This is a genomic window from Pseudarthrobacter sp. NPDC058362, assembly GCF_042723515.1.
GTDB lineage: Bacteria > Actinomycetota > Actinomycetes > Actinomycetales > Micrococcaceae > Arthrobacter.
Window position 1 is genome coordinate 278,247 of the sequence record NZ_JBHXIW010000004.1, and the last position, 17,982, is coordinate 296,228.

General features: G+C 67.3%; 14 protein-coding genes. 10 read left to right on the plus strand and 4 right to left on the minus strand.

Annotated elements, in window-relative coordinates:
• The first annotated feature begins 18 nt into the window (after positions 1-18).
• The 8 genes from ACFWIX_RS11010 (at position 19) to holA (ending at position 12,072) form a co-directional block, all read left to right on the plus strand.
• Positions 19-1,833 carry a glycerol-3-phosphate dehydrogenase/oxidase gene (locus ACFWIX_RS11010; protein ID WP_377216149.1) on the plus strand — a complete coding sequence of 605 codons (1,815 nt, stop codon included), beginning with the start codon at positions 19-21 and terminating at the stop codon, positions 1,831-1,833.
• 90 nt (positions 1,834-1,923) lie between these two features.
• Entirely contained in the window at positions 1,924-2,673 is a 750-nt protein-coding gene (locus ACFWIX_RS11015; RefSeq protein WP_377216150.1) for an MIP/aquaporin family protein, read from the plus strand.
• A 58-nt stretch (positions 2,674-2,731) separates the two neighbouring features.
• Positions 2,732-4,246 carry a glycerol kinase GlpK gene (glpK, locus tag ACFWIX_RS11020; RefSeq protein WP_377216151.1) on the plus strand — a complete coding sequence of 505 codons (1,515 nt, stop codon included), beginning with the start codon at positions 2,732-2,734 and terminating at the stop codon, positions 4,244-4,246.
• Positions 4,247-4,578: 332 nt separating this feature from the next.
• Positions 4,579-7,104 (plus strand): leucine--tRNA ligase, encoded by a 2,526-nt coding sequence (gene leuS, locus ACFWIX_RS11025; protein WP_377216196.1) that lies wholly within the window; start codon positions 4,579-4,581, stop codon positions 7,102-7,104.
• Between the two features lie 27 nt (positions 7,105-7,131).
• On the plus strand, positions 7,132-8,091 hold the full coding sequence (locus ACFWIX_RS11030; RefSeq protein WP_377216152.1) for a DegV family protein: 960 nt from the start codon (positions 7,132-7,134) through the stop codon (positions 8,089-8,091).
• A gap of 79 nt (positions 8,092-8,170) precedes the next feature.
• Entirely contained in the window at positions 8,171-9,097 is a 927-nt protein-coding gene (locus ACFWIX_RS11035; protein WP_377216153.1) for a ComEA family DNA-binding protein, read from the plus strand.
• 180 nt (positions 9,098-9,277) lie between these two features.
• Positions 9,278-11,239: a ComEC/Rec2 family competence protein gene (locus ACFWIX_RS11040; protein WP_377216154.1), complete on the plus strand. Its 1,962-nt coding sequence runs from the start codon at positions 9,278-9,280 to the stop codon at positions 11,237-11,239.
• On the plus strand, positions 11,179-12,072 hold the full coding sequence (gene holA / locus ACFWIX_RS11045) for a DNA polymerase III subunit delta (RefSeq protein WP_377216155.1): 894 nt from the start codon (positions 11,179-11,181) through the stop codon (positions 12,070-12,072). Before ACFWIX_RS11040 ends, holA begins: the two co-directional genes overlap by 61 nt.
• A 120-nt stretch (positions 12,073-12,192) precedes the next feature.
• On the opposite strand, the gene rpsT is transcribed toward holA, so the two are convergent.
• Positions 12,193-12,453 carry a 30S ribosomal protein S20 gene (gene rpsT / locus ACFWIX_RS11050; RefSeq protein ID WP_011692086.1) on the minus strand — a complete coding sequence of 87 codons (261 nt, stop codon included), beginning with the start codon at positions 12,451-12,453 and terminating at the stop codon, positions 12,193-12,195.
• 163 nt (positions 12,454-12,616) lie between these two features.
• Positions 12,617-13,153 (minus strand): type II toxin-antitoxin system PemK/MazF family toxin, encoded by a 537-nt coding sequence (locus ACFWIX_RS11055; protein ID WP_377216156.1) that lies wholly within the window; start codon positions 13,151-13,153, stop codon positions 12,617-12,619.
• Between the two features lie 211 nt (positions 13,154-13,364).
• Between ACFWIX_RS11055 and lepA the strand changes: the two genes are divergently transcribed.
• Both lepA and hemW read left to right on the plus strand, forming a co-directional pair.
• Positions 13,365-15,218, plus strand: coding sequence for a translation elongation factor 4 (gene lepA / locus ACFWIX_RS11060; RefSeq protein ID WP_377216157.1), 1,854 nt, complete (start codon positions 13,365-13,367; stop codon positions 15,216-15,218).
• A gap of 36 nt (positions 15,219-15,254) precedes the next feature.
• On the plus strand, positions 15,255-16,484 hold the full coding sequence (hemW, locus tag ACFWIX_RS11065; RefSeq protein ID WP_377216158.1) for a radical SAM family heme chaperone HemW: 1,230 nt from the start codon (positions 15,255-15,257) through the stop codon (positions 16,482-16,484).
• A 17-nt stretch (positions 16,485-16,501) separates the two neighbouring features.
• Here the strand turns inward: hemW and ACFWIX_RS11070 are convergent, their stop codons facing one another.
• On the minus strand, positions 16,502-16,921 hold the full coding sequence (locus ACFWIX_RS11070) for a DUF4870 domain-containing protein (RefSeq protein WP_377216159.1): 420 nt from the start codon (positions 16,919-16,921) through the stop codon (positions 16,502-16,504).
• Positions 16,922-17,047: 126 nt separating this feature from the next.
• Entirely contained in the window at positions 17,048-17,917 is an 870-nt protein-coding gene (locus ACFWIX_RS11075; protein WP_377216160.1) for a DUF3097 domain-containing protein, read from the minus strand.
• Positions 17,918-17,982: the final 65 nt, after the last annotated feature.

A 17,982-nucleotide genomic window follows, 5' to 3' on the forward strand; every position in this document is an offset into this window, starting at 1 on the left:
AAGCCCAAGGGAGTAGTTTTGGGACGCAAGGATTCAGCCGGTTACGCCGGCGACGCACTGCCCACGCCGGGAGCCGGACGGCCTTCAGTAAACCGGCTCCGCCAGCGGCCGCATGCCAGGGTCCTGGTGGTCGGCGGCGGCATCAACGGAGTGGGAACCTTCCGGGACCTGGCCCTTCAGGGCGTGGATGTGGCCCTCGTGGAGCGCGGCGACTATTGCCAGGGTGCCAGCGGCGCCTCGTCGCACATGATCCACGGCGGCATCCGTTACCTCGAAAACGGCGAGTTCCGGCTGGTCCGGGAGTCCGTGGTGGAGCGCAACCGTCTCCTGCGGATTGCTCCCCACTACGTCAAGCCGCTGCAGACCACCATCCCCATCTTCAGCACCTTTTCGGGGGTCCTCGCGGCGCCCCTTCGATTCCTGACGCACAAGCAGCAGGGCAGGCCGAAGGAACGCGGCGCTTTCCTCATCAAGCTGGGACTCAGCCTCTACGATTCGTTCTCCCGCGACGGCGGCGCTGTTCCCCGCCACCAATTCCGGGGCCGCAAGCGTGCGCTGGCCGAACTTCCGGAACTCCGGCACGATCTCAAGTACACCGCCACCTACTTTGATGCATCCGTGCACAACCCCGAACGCCTCACCCTGGATGTCCTGCAGGACGGCGAAAAAGCCGGGGCAGCCCGCGCGGGGAACAGCTCCGGCAGTTCGGCGCGCGCCAGCAACTACGTCTCCCTCGTCGCCATGTCCGGCGCTCCGAACACCGGCACCGGGCGCGGCGGTACTGTCCGGCTGCGTGATGAACTGTCCGGGGAAGAGTTCGATTTCACGGCAGACGTCATCGTGAACACCACCGGCGCCTGGGTGGACCTCACGAATGGAGCGATGGGCTCGGCCTCATCATTCATGGGTGGTACCAAGGGGTCGCACATCGTGCTGGACCACCCCGGGCTGCTCGCCGCCTGCCGCGGCCGGGAAATCTTCTTCGAGCACACCGACGGACGCATCGTCCTGATCTACCCGATGGGCGACCGCGTCCTGGTGGGGACCACGGATGTGGATGCCGACATGGCGCAGGATGCGGTCTGCACCGACGCGGAGATCGACTATTTCTTCGACCTGGTCGGCCACGTGTTCCCGGACATCGCGGTGAGCCGGGACCAGATCGTCTACACCTTCTCGGGTGTCCGCCCGCTGCCGCGCCATGACGCCACCCAGCCGGGCTTCGTCTCCCGCGACTACCGGATTGAGCGGCGTGCCCCGCAAGCCGGCGGCAGCGGCGCCGTCGTACTCAGCCTGGTGGGCGGCAAATGGACAACCTTCCGCGCGCTGGCCGAGCACCTGGCCAATGATGTCCTCGGGGAGCTGGGTATGGCGCGCAAGGTTTCCACGGCGCAGCTGGCCATCGGCGGCGGGGCGGATTTCCCCGCCGACGAGGCCGGTGTCCAGAAGTGGATCAAGGCGCACATGGGCGCCGGACGTGATGCCGACCGGACAGCTGTCCTGCTGACCCGCTACGGCACGCGCGCCAAGGACGTCATGGCGTACCTCGACGACGGTCCCGACCAGCTCCTGCGTTCCACGCGGGAGCTGAGTGTCCGGGAACTGGAGTTCATGGCCGCCAACGAACAGGTGGGACACCTCGTGGATGTCCTCATCCGGCGCACCTCCCTGGCCTTCCGCGGCCTGGTCACCGGCGAACTCCTGAACGAGGTGGCGGACATCCTGTCCCGCAGCCTCGGCTGGGACGCCGCACAACGTTCGGCGGAGATCGTCCACGCACAGGATGTGCTGCGGCGGCTCCACCGGGTGGAAACACCCAGCCTGGTCTCCTAGGACCCGCTGACGGCCGGGGCCTGCGCGCCCCGGCCACCCTCCGGCCCGCCAACCTGCCGCGGGCCGGCAACCTCTACAAAGGAGTCAAAGATGTCTCTTGGAATTGTTTTCCTTTCCGAAGTGTTCGGAACGGCGATGCTCACCCTGCTGGGTTGCGGCGTGGTGGCCAATGTCGCCCTACGCGGAACCAAAGGCAACAGCGGCGGATTCCTGATGGTGACCTGGGGCTGGGGCATCGCGGTGTTCTCCGGCGTGTTCGTCGCGGCCAAGTCCGGTGCGCACCTGAACCCCGCAGTGACCCTCGGACTGCTGGTCAACGGCAAGGCCGAATATGCGCCGGAGGTCCCCGTGACCGTTGCATCCACCCTTACCTACTTCGGCGGCGAATTGCTCGGTGCTGCCCTCGGCGCAGCGTTCTGCTGGCTCGCCTACAAGCAGCACTTCGACGCGGAACCCGAAGCAGCCAGCAAGCTCGCCGTGTTCTCCACAGGCCCGGCCATCCGCTCCACCCCCTGGAACCTGGTGACGGAAATCATCGGCACGTTCGTCCTGGTCTTCGTCATTCTCACCTTTGGCGGAACCCCCTCCGGCCTCGGCCCGCTGGCCGTCGCACTGCTCGTGGTAGGCATCGGTGTCTCGCTCGGCGGGCCGACCGGCTATGCCATCAACCCTGCGCGCGACCTGGGTCCCCGGATTGCCCACGCACTGCTGCCCATCAAGGGAAAGGGCTCCAGCGACTGGGGCTATGCCTGGATTCCGGTGGTGGGACCCCTTGTGGGCGGCTCCCTGGGCGGTATTGTCGCCAAGATAGCACCCATCATCGTTGTCGCAGCCTCGTGACCCCCGCAAAAACCCGGCTTTACCAGTTTCAAACCAACGCACAGACAAGGATGTCAGCATGAACCAGTACGTCATCGCCATCGACCAGGGCACCACCAGCAGCAGGGCCATCATCTTCGACCACAGCGGTAGCATCGTCTCCACTGGCCAGATGGAGCATGAACAGATTTTCCCGCAGGCCGGCTGGGTGGAGCACGACCCCGCCGAAATCTGGAACAACACCCGTGAGGTCATCGGGTCGGCGCTCTCCAAGGCGAACCTGACGCGGCACGATATTGCCGCCGTCGGCATCACCAACCAGCGCGAAACCGCCGTGGTGTGGGACAAGACCACGGGTGAGGCTGTCTATAACGCCATCGTCTGGCAGGACACCCGCACGCAGCCGATCGTGGACGAGCTTGCCGCGGACGGCGGCCCCGACCGATTTAAGCAGAAGGTAGGCCTGCCGCTGGCCACCTACTTCTCCGGCACCAAGATCAAGTGGGTCCTGGACAACGTCGAAGGTGCCCGGGAAAAGGCCGAAGCCGGCGACCTGGTCTTCGGAAACACCGACTCGTGGGTCCTGTGGAACCTCACCGGCGGCGTGGACGGCGGCGTCCACGTAACCGACGTCACTAACGCGTCGCGTACCCTCTTCATGGATCTCGAAACCCTCCAGTGGGACGACGAGATCCTCGGGATCTTCGGGGTTCCGCGCAGCATGATGCCCGAGATCCGGTCCTCTTCCGAAACGTACGGCACCGTCCACAAGTCACAGCTGCTGCGCGAAGTACCCGTAGCCGGGATCCTCGGAGACCAGCAGGCGGCCACGTTCGGCCAGGCGGCATTCGGCACGGGCGAGGCCAAGAACACGTACGGCACCGGTTGCTTCCTGATCTTCAACACCGGAGAGGAGATCGTGCACTCCAAGAACGGCCTGCTCACCACCGTCGGCTACAAGCTTGGCGATGCGGCGCCGCACTACGCGCTGGAGGGTTCCATCGCCGTCACTGGATCGTTGATCCAGTGGCTGCGCGACAACCTGGGCATGATCAGCAGCGCGCCGGAGGTGGAGACGCTTGCCGCGTCGGTAAAGGACAACGGCGGCGTGTACATCGTCCCTGCGTTCTCCGGCCTGTTCGCACCCTACTGGCGTTCAGATGCCCGCGGCGCCATCGTAGGACTGACCCGCTTCGTGAACAAGAGCCACATCGCCCGCGCGGCACTCGAAGCCACTGCCTTCCAGACCCGCGAGGTTCTCGACGCGGTCAACGCGGACTCCGGTGTTCCCCTTACCGAGTTGAAGGTCGACGGCGGCATGGTGGCCAACGATGCGCTCATGCAGTTCCAGGCGGACATCCTGGGCGTCCCGGTGATCCGTCCCAAGGTCGTGGAAACCACCGCCCTCGGTGCCGCCTACGCAGCGGGCCTGGCCGTCGGGTTCTGGAAGGACCTGGGGGAGTGCTCCGCCAACTGGTCCGAAGACAAGCGTTGGGAACCGCAGATGGATAAGGACGAGCAGGAACGGCAAATGCGCCTCTGGAAGAAGGCCGTCACCAAATCCATGGACTGGGTCGACGAGGACGTGAGGTAGTCCAGGGCTGCCTCCAAGAGGGGCCGGTGACTCCCGCCCGCCCGCTTCGCGGTGCCCACCACACCATGGCGGGTAGCCACCGGCCCCTCCTTCCATATAACTGCTCCCTCAGCCGCTCGTTTGCGACTGGGGCTGGTCAGGTGCGCTAAAGTGGGGGTATGCTCGATCCTTCTGCTTAGCTAGCCGCCGGCTTCCGGATAGCGGACAGCTGAGCGGCAGCCCCTCCCTTGGCGAGGGGCTTTTGTGTGTCCGGGAGCCTTCCGGACCGGCAACAGGAGGATCAGGCCGTTATGGCAGAACAGATTGCCGTGACAGAACAGAAGAGGGCAGCAGTGGGCGTTCAGCCGGAGACAGAGACCGGAACATCAGCAGTGTCGGCGGAGGTGCCCGAAGAAGGCACCTACAGCTTTACCGCCATCGAGGCCAAGTGGCCGCAGGTGTGGGAGGACCTCAAGGTCTTCACGCCTGTGGACGATGGGTCCCGCGAGCGGCGCTACGTCCTGGATATGTTCCCTTACCCTTCCGGCGACCTTCACATGGGCCACGCCGAGGCTTTTGCCATGGGCGACGTGGTGGCACGGTATCTGCGCCAGCAGGGATACGACGTGCTCCACCCGATCGGCTGGGACTCCTTCGGCCTGCCGGCGGAGAACGCCGCCATCAAGCGCAACGCCCACCCCAGCGAGTGGACCTACGCCAACATCGACACCCAGGCGGCTTCCTTTAAGCGTTACGCCATTTCCGCCGACTGGTCGCGCCGGCTGCACACCTCCGATCCGGAGTACTACCGCTGGACACAGTGGCTGTTCAAGCGCTTCTACGAGCGCGGGCTCGCCTACCGCAAGGACTCGCCGGTCAACTGGTGCCCCAAGGACCAGACCGTTCTGGCCAACGAACAGGTCGTTAACGGTGCCTGCGAGCGGTGCGGCACCACGGTCACCAAGAAGTCGCTGAACCAGTGGTACTTCAAGATCACCGACTACGCGGACCGGCTGCTGGATGACATGGAGCAGCTGCGGGGCCACTGGCCCGAGCGCGTACTCGCCATGCAGAAGAACTGGATCGGGCGCTCCGAGGGCGCGCATGTCAACTTTGTCATCGAGGCCGACGGCGGGAAGCCCGCCAAAGAGGTCACGGTGTTCACCACCCGTCCGGACACCCTGTACGGCGCCACGTTCTTCGTGGTCGCCGCGGACGCGCCGCTCGCCGTCGAACTCACCACTGACGAGCACGCCGAGGCCCTGGACCAGTACCGTGAACAGGTCAAGGCACTTTCGGAAATCGAGCGCCAGTCTACCGAGCGGGAAAAGACCGGTGTGTTCACGGGCCGCTACGCCATCAACCCGCTGAACGGTGAGAAGCTGCCGGTCTGGGCGGCCGACTACGTCCTGGCCGACTACGGCACCGGCGCCATCATGGCCGTTCCGGCCCACGACCAGCGTGACCTCGACTTCGCCCGCACCTTCGACCTGCCGGTACGCGCGGTCCTGGACACCGGCGAGGAAGACCCCGCCGTGTCCGGCACGGCCACCGCCGGCGAGGGCACCCTGATCAACTCCGGCGAACTGGACGGGCTGCCCAAGTCCGAAGCCATCCCGGCCGCCATCGCCATCCTGGAACAGCAGGGCACAGGCGAGAAGTTCGTAAACTTCCGCCTCCGCGACTGGCTGCTCAGCCGCCAGCGGTTCTGGGGCACCCCCATCCCGATCATCCACTGCCCATCCTGCGGCGAGGTGCCCGTACCGGACGAGCAGCTCCCCGTCACCCTGCCGTCGGACCTGCGCGGCGAAGACCTGGCACCCAAGGGCACCTCTCCGCTGGCTGCCGCCGAGTCCTGGGTCAACGTCGAATGCCCGTCCTGCCACGGGCCGGCCAAGCGGGACACGGACACGATGGACACGTTCGTTGACTCCTCCTGGTACTTCCTGCGCTTCGTCTCGCCGCAGTACACCGAGGGCCCGTTCGACCCGAAGAAGATCAACGACTGGATGCCGGTGGGGCAGTACGTGGGCGGCGTGGAGCACGCAATCCTCCACCTGCTCTACGCCCGTTTCTTCACCAAGGTCATCAACGACCTCGGCATGATTGAAGCCAACGAACCCTTCAGCGCCCTGCTCAACCAGGGCCAGGTGCTCAACGGCGGCAAGGCCATGAGCAAGTCGCTCGGCAACGGTGTGGACCTCGGCGAACAGCTGGACAAGTACGGTGTCGACGCCGTCCGCCTCACCATGATCTTCGCTTCGCCGCCCGAGGACGATGTGGACTGGGCGGACGTGTCACCGTCAGGCTCGGCCAAGTTCCTTGCCCGAGCCTGGCGCCTGGCGCAGGACGTGGCGAGCGCCCCCGGTACGGACGCGGCTGCCGGTGACCGCGCACTCCGCTCGGTAACCCACCGCACCATTGCCGACGCCGCTGAACTCCTGGATGCCAACAAGTTCAACGTTGTGGTGGCCAAACTGATGGAGCTGGTCAACGCCACCCGCAAGGCCATTGACTCGGGCGCGGGCGGTGCAGACCCGGCCGTCCGCGAGGCAGCTGAAGCCGTTGCCGTCATCCTCAGCCTCTTCGCGCCCTACACGGCCGAGGACATGTGGCACGTCCTGGGCCACCCGGCCTCGGTTGCGAACGCCGGCTGGCCGTCCCACGACCCCGCGCTCCTGGTCCAGGCGACGGTCACCGCCGTTGTGCAGGTCCAGGGCAAAGTACGGGACCGGCTCGAGGTTTCGCCCGACGTCTCCGAGGACAGCCTTCGGGAACTCGCCCTGGCATCGGAGAACGTGCAGCGTGCCCTGGACGGCCGCGGTATCCGTACCGTTATTGTCAGGGCACCTAAACTGGTGAACATCGTCCCGGCCTAGCCGGACACCGACACCGGGGAGGCACGCTTGCCGGACAGAAACGCCGCCGCCTGGCCGTGGCTAAGGGCACGCCTGGCGGCGCTGCGCACGGCACCCGCTCCCGGTGCCGGCGGGAGCCGGCCCGCCGCCGTCGTACGCACCGCTGTGGTGACCGATTCGGCAGCCGCCCTTCCGGCGGAATGGGTGTCGGGTGCCGGAAACCTCGCCGTGGTCCCCATGCCGGTCATGGTGGGCGACGAAATCTACGGCGAGGGCGAAGATGACATCCTTGAAACGGTGGCGCTTGCGCTGGCCGCTGGGACGCCGGTTAAGACGTCCCGACCGTCGCCCGGCCAGTTTGAGCAGGCCTACCGCGCCGCCCGGAGCCGCGGCTTCGAGTCGGTGGTGTCCGTGCATATTTCAGGCGACCTGTCCGGAACCGCGGACGCGGCACGACTGGCGGCCTCGCGGGTGGACATTCCGGTGGAAGTGGTTGACTCCAGGACTGCCGGGATGGCCCAGGGCCTTGCGGTCCAGGCTGCCGTGGAAGCCGCTGCGGAAGGCAGTTCGGCGGCCGAGGTGGCCCGGGCTGCTGCCGGGCAGGCCGGCCGCACCCGCGTCTATTTCTACGTCCCGAGCCTTGAGCAGCTCCGCCGGGGAGGCCGGATCGGTGCCGCGGCCTCGTTTGTCGGCGCCATGCTCGCCATAAAACCCATCCTCGCGATGGAAGACGGGCGCATTGTGCCGCTTGAGAAAGTGCGGTCTGCCGCCCGCGCGGTGGCGCGCCTTGAGGAGATTGTCGCCGCCGATGCCGGCGCGCGGTCAGGGGCGGTCCGGCTCGCTATACACCACTTCGGCAATCCCGAGGAAGCCGAGAGCCTGGCGGCCCGACTCGGAGCTGCCCTGCCGTCCTGCCCGCCGGCCCAGATAAGCCCGCTGCCGGCAGTCCTCGCGGCGCACGCGGGGTTGGGCGTCCTGGCGGTCATTGTCGGCGAAGACCCGGCCTGACCGGGCCTCCGGGGTGAGCGGTATCCACATACGCCGCTCCGGCGTTGTTCCGCTCCGGGGCCGACCATAGGTTGGAACCATGTCACGCCGGGAGCCAGGACCAGGCCGCCAGGGACGCCATGCCCGGGACCGGCTCGAGGCTACCCTCGGCGGCCCGGTGCGCCCACTCCTTGACGGCGGGGATGGACAGGAACCCTTCCAGTCCCGGGCCCCGGAAGATGGTCCCCGCGGCCGCGGGCAGGACGCAGCAACACCGGGGAAGCGGCTGACCACGGAACAGGGTGAACCGGGGGCGCGCACAGATCCGATGCACGTACGCCTGCGGTGGCGGGTCGGGCTGCGCGTGTCGCTTCTCCTTGCCGTCCTCGCGCTCGGTGCCGCTGCCTGGTTTTGGTTTATGGCGGCCTCGGGCCGGCCGGAGGTGCTGCCGTTGAGTGACGCCGACTCCGGGCCCCCGGTCACGCACAGCTCAGGCACCGGCACGCCGGATGGAGTGCCCTACGCGGCCGATGCTGAGGGGGAACCGGCAGGGGAGAGTGACGGTCGGGTGGTGGTCCATGTGGCCGGGGCGGTGGCCAAACCCGGAGTTGTCCAGCTTCCGCCCGGCAGCCGGGTGCACCAGGCCATCACCGCAGTCGGGGGTGCGGCAGCGGGCGCGGACCTCAACCGGCTGAACCTCGCCCTGGTGCTGGCCGATGGCCAGAAGATCCTGGTGCCGAGGGAAGGCGACGCCCGGCACCCTGACCCAACTGCCGCAGCCCCGGAGGGGGCGGCCCCGGGTGTGGAGGGGAGCAGTGCCGGCGGGGCGGACAGCCCCAAGGTCAACCTGAACTCTGCCACCTTGGAGGAGCTGGATGCATTGCCGAAGGTGGGGCCCGTCCTTGCCCAGCGCATCCTGGACTGGCGGAAGGATCACGGATCGTTCAAAAGCATCGAAGACCTGGATGCCGTGGACGGGGTGGGCCCAAAAATGTTGGAAGCACTGCTGCCCCTGGTGACGGTCTGAGGTGGCATGGTGACCGCGGACCGCACACATCCGGGGGGCAGGCACGCCAGCCCGTGGAGCGGGTACGTGGACTCCGCAGTCCGTGGTGCCTCTCGCGGGGGCCCTTCCTCATGGGAGGCGCCCGTCCCTGACACGCCGCGGGCGCGCCGTGCGCGGTCCTGGACGCGTGCCGCTGACGCCGTGAGGCAGTGGGGACGGACAGAAGGGTCGGGACAAGGGCCCGACGGCGGCCCGGACGTCCCGCGGCGTCGTACCGACCTGCGGCCGGTACCTGCCGCGCTATTGGTCTGGGGTGCCTCCGTGGCCGGCCTGTGGCTGCCGGCTTCAGCGCTGGCCGTGCTCTGTTTCGTGATGGTCGTTGCCGCAGCCTGGATGATCTACCGGATGGGCAGGCGTGGGCTATATACGGGGAGCTTCCTCGCCACCGGAGCGGTCGCCCTGCTGCTCGCGGTGGCCACAGCTGCCCACTCCTCGGCGGGGGCCGTGCACCGCTTCGACGGACCAGTCGCAGAAGCTGCAGCAACCAGGCGGACGGCCGTGGCGCTGGTGGAAGTCTGCGGGTTGCCGCGGGCATTGGCGGGCCCGGGAGCGGCCGCGGACCGGAGTGCAGAAGATCGGTCCGGGGCCGGGGCGGCTGCCACGCCGGAACCGGTACCGGCGGGCCGTTGGGCCGTGCCGGTGAGGACCCGCGAACTCACGGCCGGCGGCACGCTCATCCGGACGCGTGCCCTGCTTCTCGTCACGGGCGGGGGAGAGTGGGGGGCCGTGGTTCCCGGCCAGGTCTTCCGGGTGACGGGCACGTTGCGGCCAGCCGATCCCGGACGGCCTGAAGCAGGCGTCCTGGCAGCTTCCTCCATGATGCCCCTGGCCGGCCCGGGGACGGGGCTGCAGGCGACGGTGCTGCAGGGGGCGGCCAGGGACCTGCGGGCGCGCTTCGTCACGGCGGCGGCTTTCCTGCCCACGGACGCGCGCGGACTGTTGCCCGGTATGGTCACCGGCGACACTACTGCGCTGGACAGCGGTCTCGAGGGTGCCATGCAACTGGTGGGCATGACCCACTTGACTGCCGTCAGCGGGGCCAACTGCAGCCTGGTCCTGGGCGCGCTGCTGTTCGCCTGCAGATGGGCGCGGCTGCCCCGCGCTCCGGCGGCGGGTGCCGCCCTGGCGGGCCTTGGACTGTTCGTGGTCCTGGTGGGGCCCGACGCCAGTGTGCTGCGGGCCGCCCTGATGGGTGCTGTGGCAGTTACATCGCTTGCGGGCGGCCGGACGGGCCGCGGCCTGAGTTTCCTGTGTCTGGCGGTCATGGGACTGCTGTTTGCCAATCCGGCCCTCGGCAGCAGCTTTGGGTTCGTCCTTTCCGTTCTGGCTACCCTGGGCATCATTCTCCTGGGGCGCGGCATCGTGGACGCCACACCCCGTTGGGTTCCCCGGTGGGTGGCGGCGCTGGTGGCGGTGCCCCTGTCTGCGCAGCTCCTGTGCGGGCCCGTGATTGTCCTCCTCCAGCCACAGTTCGCCACCTACTCGCTGCTTGCCAACGTCGTGGCGGCGCCCCTGGTGGCACCTGTCACGCTGCTCGGAACTGCTGCCGTACCGCTGGTTGCCGTGGCGCCATGGCCGGCGGCACTGCTCATTGGGGTGGCAGGAACATTCTGCGGCGCGGTTGCCGCAGTGGCCAGGGGTGCTGCCGGGCTTCCCGGGGCCTCGCTGCCATGGCCGGAGGGGCCTGCGGGGATGGTGACCATGATGCTGCTGTCAGCCTTCATGTATGGCTTGCTGGCGGCGATCCTGCGGCCCGCGGTTATGGTCGGGCTCGCGGTTCGGGCGCACCGTCGGACTGAACGCCTGCTCGAACTCGTGGAACACGTTCTTTCTGCCAAGGACCGCTCCTGCGGCGCGGGCCCGAAGCGCGGGCATGGCAGACTGGAATACCCAACAGCACTTTCCGGAAGGAACCCCCGATGGCCGCTGCGCAAAAACGCGCAACCCGTTCGCCGGCATCGAACGCGTCTGCCTGGCGCGACGCCGCCCCGGCCGCCGTCGTCCTGGTCAGCGGCCCGGAAGACTATCTTGCCGCCAGGGCGGTGGACAGTATCCGAGCCAAAGTCAGGTCCGCGGACCCGGAGGTCGAGGTTACCAGGATGAACGCCGCCGGCTACGAGGCCGGCACGCTGGCCATGCAGGTCAGCCCCTCCCTGTTCGGCGAAGGGAAGCTCATCGAGGTCGAGGCCGTGGAGGCCATGAATGACGCCTTCCTGGCAGACGCCTTGGCGTACCTCGGCCATCCCGGCGACGACGCGGTCTTGGTGTTGCGTCATGCCGGCGGCAACCGGGGAAAGAAGCTGCTGGACGCGGTCAAGAAGGCCGGCTGGCCCGTGGTGGACTGCCAGCCGCTCAAGAAGGACGCGGACAAGGCCGCCTTCGTAGCCACCGAGTTCAAAGCTGCCGGCCGCCGGATCGACCAGGAAGCAGTGCATGCGCTGGTCAACGCGGTGGGAGCCAATCTGTCCGAGCTGGCGGCGGCCTGCAGCCAGCTGATCGCTGACGCGGGCTCTGCCGTCACCGTCGAAGTAGTGGACCGCTATTACGGCGGCCGGATCGAAGCCACTGCCTTCAAGGTGGCGGACGCTGCGATGGCCGGCAACGGCCCTCTGGCACTTTCCACCCTGCGCCATGCGTTGGCGACGGGCGCGGACCCCGTTCCGCTGGTGGCGGCACTCGCTGCCAAGCTGCGGACTGTGGCCCGGGTCGCCGGCGCCTCCGGCTCGGCGGCGCAGGTCGCGGCCGAGCTCGGCATGCAGCCGTGGCTCGTGGAGCAGGCGCAGCGTGACGTCCGCCGCTGGACGCCGGACGGGTTGGTCCGCTCCATCCAGGCCACCGCAGAGGCTGACGCGCAGGTGAAGGGGCTCTCCCGGGACCCCGTGTATGCGGTGGAGCATGCCGTCCGCATCATTGCCACTTCCGTCAAGGGCAGATAGCCGCGTCCGGTGAGGGGTCGCCCGGGAAGAGCCTTGGAACCCGGGCAATCCACTTAAAGCGGTGTGGCCGGCACCCCAGGGGTACCGGCCACAGCCATCAGTTCAGACGAACTGGAAACCTTACAGTGCGTTGACCTTCTTGGAGATCGCCGACTTGCGGTTCGCTGCGTTGTTCTTGTGCAGAACACCCTTGCTGACAGCCTTGTCCAGCTTGCGGCTGGCAGCAACCAGGGCAGCAGCAGCTGCATCCTTGTCCGTGGACTCAACGGCGGTGTTGACGGCGCGGATGGCCGTCTTCAGCTCGGACTTGACTGCGTTGTTGCGCAGGCGGGCCTTCTCGTTGGTGAGGATGCGCTTCTTCTGGGACTTGATATTCGCCACGTGTGAACTCTCTTTTTAATGCGGAAATGGTCTAGAGGGCTTTCAGATTGGCCATTGACTGAGCGGCGTGGGGATACCTATGGCGGCCAACCATCAGTGGCCGTCGACCTGCACGGACACACAGCTATAAAGAATAGCAGGTCAGGGCCCGGGCTGGCCATTTTCAGGGATGCCGTGTCCAGCCCTGGCGTTGCACCAGCGCGGAGGCCACCGCATCGAACCGCTTCCGGTCCAGAACGGCGCCCTCGCGCCGGACGCTGTCCGGCCTGATCTGCAGGACCCGGTCCACGCGCACCTCGCTGGGCCTGCCCTGCCTGTCCCACGCGCCCGGGCCGAGTTCGACGTAATCGCCTGACCCTTCACGGGGCCGGGGTGGCATACCGGCCGGCGGCGGCGCGGGTACGCGGTCCCGCGAGGTAAGCATCAGGCCCAGCAGATATCGCCCGTGCCGGCCCACCAGCAGCACAGGCCGGTCCTTGCCGCGGTTGGGGTCCTCCTCATATGGCACCCACGCCCACACCACTTCGCCGGGGTCCGGATCGCCGTCGGGGGTGGGGGTGTACCGGATGGTGGCGCTGCCGTGGAAATCCCCGGGATAGGACGTGGACGGGAGGGAAGCAGCGGTTGTGGCCGCCTGCCGCCGCAGGGAGCGCAGGCCCGCGCGGACGGCGCCCGCCAGGGAACGGAGGTTGATTGCCATGTGGCAACACTATCGCCGGGCCGCGATGGAGGGCGGGCATGCTACCCCGGCGGGTGCTGTCGCTTTGCCGTTGCCCGGCAATCCGCACGGGAATGCGGCGGCACCTGCCAGGACGTGGGACACTGGTCGTTGAAGATGTGCGGCCCCTCCGAAGGTAATGGTGAACGTTCCTGCCGGCCGGCCGCGGAAAAGCCAACAGTAAGGACTTTGCGTGTCTCCCATGGCCCGCACCGCCCCGGTGCCCGCCGCGACAGATCCGGCTATTATTCGGAATTTCTGCATCATCGCGCACATTGACCACGGCAAATCCACCCTGGCCGATCGGATGCTGCAACTGACCGGCGTGGTGCAGCCCCGCGATATGAAGGCCCAGTACCTGGACCGGATGGACATTGAACGCGAGCGTGGCATCACCATCAAGTCCCAGGCAGTCCGCATGCCCTGGGAACTCGACGGCACCAGTTACGCGCTGAACATGATCGACACGCCCGGCCACGTTGACTTCACCTACGAGGTTTCCCGATCGCTGGCCGCGTGCGAGGGGGCCATCCTCCTGGTGGACGCCGCCCAGGGCATCGAGGCGCAGACCCTCGCCAACCTGTACCTGGCGATGGAAAACAACCTGACCATCATCCCGGTCCTGAACAAGATCGACCTCCCGGCAGCGCAGCCCGAGAAATACGCAGCAGAACTTGCCAGCCTGATCGGCGGCGACCCGGAGGACGTACTGCGGGTGTCGGGAAAGACCGGAATGGGCGTCGAGGCACTGCTGGACAAAATCGTCCGCGACCTGCCGGCTCCGCACGGCGACGCCAACGCCCCTGCGCGCGCCATGATTTTTGATTCCGTCTATGACACCTACCGCGGCGTGGTCACGTACGTCCGGGTGGTGGACGGCATGCTGCACCCCCGCGAACGCATCCAGATGATGTCCACCCGGGCCACCCACGAACTCCTCGAAATCGGTGTGAGCTCACCGGAGCCCACACCGTCCAAGGGCCTGGGGGTCGGTGAGGTGGGTTACCTGATCACCGGCGTAAAGGACGTACGCCTGTCCAAGGTGGGCGATACCGTCACCAACATGGCCAAGCCTGCCGCGGACTCGCTCCCCGGCTACGCTGATGCCAAGCCCATGGTTTTCTCCGGCCTGTACCCGCTGGACGGCACGGACTACCCCGTGCTGCGCGATGCACTGGAGAAGCTGATGCTCAACGACGCCGCCCTCGTCTATGAGCCCGAGACTTCCGCGGCCCTGGGCTTCGGATTCCGTGTCGGCTTCCTCGGCCTGCTCCACCTTGAAATCACGCGTGAGCGGCTGGAACGCGAGTACAACCTGGACCTGATCTCCACCGCACCCAACGTGGAGTACGAAGTAACGCTTGAGGATAAGAAGGTGGTCCACGTGACCAACCCGAGCGAGTACCCGTCCGGAAAGATCTCCGAGGTCCGCGAGCCCATGGTGGCAGCCACCATCCTGGCCCCGAACGAGTTCGTGGGCGCCATCATGGAGCTGTGCCAAAGCCGCCGCGGCGTGATGGGCGGCATGGACTACCTCTCCGAGGACCGGGTGGAAATCCGTTACCGGCTCCCGCTGGCCGAGATCGTGTTCGACTTCTTCGACATCCTCAAGTCCAAGACCCGCGGCTACGGATCCCTGGACTGGAAGGCCGATGGTGACCAGGTCGCCGATCTGGTCAAGGTGGACATCATGCTGCAGGGTGAGCAGGTGGATGCCTTCTCTGCCATCACCCACCGTGACAAGGCGTACGCCTATGGCGTCATGATGACCACCAAGCTGCGCGAGCTTATTCCGCGCCAGCAGTTCGAGGTGCCCATCCAGGCCGCCATTGGTTCCAGGATCATTGCCCGCGAAAGCATCCGCGCCATCCGCAAGGACGTCCTGGCCAAGTGCTACGGCGGCGACATCAGCCGTAAGCGCAAACTCCTCGAGAAGCAAAAAGAAGGCAAGAAGCGCATGAAGATGGTGGGCCGCGTAGAGGTCCCGCAGGAGGCCTTCATCGCCGCGCTGACCACCGACGAGTCCAAGGACAAGGCGAAGAAGTAGTGATCACCGTGGCCGGACTGACCCAGGGCCGCAGCAATGCCTAGCGTTCTTCCCCTCGGCGACCCCGCGCCGTCGGACGGCCTTCTGCCTGCCCAGGCAGCGGAAGGTGCGGACGGCCGCGCCTTCGGCCTGTACGTCCATATTCCGTTCTGCGCCGTACGCTGCGGGTACTGCGACTTCAACACCTACACGGCCACGGAGCTCGGCGGCGGGGCGTCGCAGGATGCCTACGCTGCCACCGCTGCCGCAGAAGTGGAGCTCGCGGCCGGGGTGCTGGCCGGGTCCGGTGTGCCAGAACGTCCGCTCAGCACGGTTTTCTTCGGCGGCGGGACGCCCACGCTCCTGCCCGCCGCGGACCTTGCCCTGATCCTGCGCACGGCCATTGCGCGGTGGGGCATCGTGGCAGGCGCCGAGGTCACCACGGAGGCCAATCCGGATTCGGTCACGCCGGAATCGCTCGCCGTGCTCAAGGAGGCGGGCTTCACCCGGGTATCCTTCGGCATGCAGTCCGCGGTGCCGCACGTGCTCAAGGTCCTGGACCGGACCCATTCGCCGGCGAGGGTGCCGCAGGTGGTCCGGTGGGCGCGGGAAGCCGGCCTGGACGTCAGCCTGGACCTGATCTACGGGACACCGGGGGAGTCGCTGGACGACTGGCGCTTCTCTCTCGAAACAGCGCTGTCCTACGGTCCGGACCACATCAGCGCCTACGCGCTGATCGTGGAGGACGGGACCAAGCTTGCGGCACAGATCCGCAGGGGCGAGGTACCGGGGATTGACGACGACGACCACGCCACCAAGTACGAGCTCGCCGACCAGCTCATCACCGCTGCCGGGCTTGGCTGGTACGAGGTCAGCAACTGGTCCCGGACGCCGGGCCACGCCTGCCGGCACAACCTGGCCTACTGGCGTGGGGACGACTGGTGGGGGATTGGCCCCGGTGCACACTCGCACGTGGGCGGGGTGCGCTGGTGGAACGTCAAGCACCCCGCGGCCTACGCCGGCCGGCTGGTCCAGGGGCTGTCACCGGCTGCGGGCCGGGAAACGTTGGACCCCGGGACCCAGGCCGTTGAACACGTGATGCTGGAGACGCGGCTGGCGACGGGGCTTACGGTCGACTCACTGACTCCGGCGGGCCGCCACGAGGTGGCCGGACTGATCGCCGACGGGCTGGTGGATCCCGTCGCCGCGTTTCGCGGCCGCCTGGTACTCACCCTCAAGGGGCGTCTCCTGGCAGACGCCGTGGTGCGACGACTCCTCCCGGACTGACCCTGCGTTGCTGGAGGTTACTTGATCCAGCGCAGGTTGTACTGGTACCGGTGCGGCTGGCCCTTGTTCACATGGATGCCGGCGGAGACGGAGAAGCAGGTCAGCGCTATCCAGATCAGGGTGGCGATGACCGCGAAGATGTTGCCTACTACTGGGACGAACACCAGGATGTTGGCAATCACGGCCGCGATGGTGGGCGGCAGGCTGAAGTTCAGCGCCTCTTTGGATTCCTGCGCCGTGAACGGGCCGCGGTCCCGGAAGATCAGGTAGATCAGGAGCGACGGCACGCAACCCAGGATGCCGCCGAAGTGCGCCAGCGTGGCCCACTGCCGGTCCTCGCTGGCCGTCAGCGGCAGCGCATTCGCTGGAACGCCGTGGTATTCGGAGCGGCCCGGGCCGTCCTGGCGGTTCCTGTGATCACGTGCGTTTTCTGCCACGGTCTGATTCCTTCTAAAGTGCGTTGTGCCAACTGCGCTTGGTGCCCAGTGCTGCCGGTCCGCCATGATTCTGCGAACCCGCACTACCAAGAATACTGTCTGCCGGCCATGACTCCCCCCTTCCTGCTAGGGGACGGTCAGGAAATCAATCACTTCTTCCACGCGTCCCAGCAGCGACGCCTCGAGGTCTGCGTAGGTCCGGACTGCGCCCAACAGTTTCTGCCAGCCCAGGCCGATGTCCTCCTTCGTCTCATGAGGCCAGCCGAACGCCGCGAGAATCCCGGTTTTCCAGTCCTGCCCGCGGGGCACCACAGGCCACCGGTCGATGCCCAGGACGGACGGCCGGATTGCCTGCCAGACGTCCACGTACGGGTGACCGACGATCAGGACGTTCCCGGCTGCGCCGGGGGAGCGCATCACCGCCTCGGCGATGCGGGATTCCTTCGAATCCGGAACGAGGTGGTCCACCAGGACACCGAGGCGCCGTTCGGGGCCGGGGCGGAACTCCGAGACCGCCGCGGCGAGGTCGTCAATGCCATGGAGGGGTTCGACGACGATTCCCTCCACCCGGAGGTCGTCCCCCCAGACTTTCTCCACCAGTTCGGCGTCGTGCTTGCCTTCCACCCAGATGCGGCTCGCCTTGGCCACCTGGGCGCGTTGCCCGGTCACACGTACAGACCCGGACGCGGTGCGGCCGGGTCCGCCCGGCTGTCCTGCGCCCGGCCGTCCCGCGGCTGCGCGGGGAGCAGGCGGCATCAGCCGGATGGGCCGGCCATCGAGGAGGAACCCGAATCCCAATTTGAAGGAGCGGGACTTTCCGCGCCGGTCCTCCAGTGCGACCACGTGCATACCGCCGGACTTCTCGACCCGGGTCACTGCTCCCACCCAGCCCGACTGGACGTCCTCCAGGACCATGCCACGCTCAACCGGGACCTCTGGCGGCGCGGTCCTGGCGGGAGCCGCTAGGTCACGGGGGCCCCAGTTCTGGTAATCCATGGATTCGTTCCGCCTAGTGCTAGTCAGTACCCGGTTCTGCCCGGAGCGGTTCCAATGCTAACAAC

Excerpts from the sequence above, each read along its gene's own strand:
- ACFWIX_RS11075 (WP_377216160.1), bottom strand. The coding sequence starts at position 17,917 with ATGGATTACCAGAACTGGGGCCCCCGTGACCTAGCGGCTCCCGCCAGG.
- hemW (WP_377216158.1), top strand. The coding sequence starts at position 15,255 with ATGCCTAGCGTTCTTCCCCTCGGCGACCCCGCGCCGTCGGACGGCCTT.
- ACFWIX_RS11035 (WP_377216153.1), top strand. The coding sequence starts at position 8,171 with ATGTCACGCCGGGAGCCAGGACCAGGCCGCCAGGGACGCCATGCCCGG.
- ACFWIX_RS11055 (WP_377216156.1), bottom strand. The coding sequence starts at position 13,153 with ATGGCAATCAACCTCCGTTCCCTGGCGGGCGCCGTCCGCGCGGGCCTG.
- glpK (WP_377216151.1), top strand. The coding sequence starts at position 2,732 with ATGAACCAGTACGTCATCGCCATCGACCAGGGCACCACCAGCAGCAGG.
- ACFWIX_RS11015 (WP_377216150.1), top strand. The coding sequence starts at position 1,924 with ATGTCTCTTGGAATTGTTTTCCTTTCCGAAGTGTTCGGAACGGCGATG.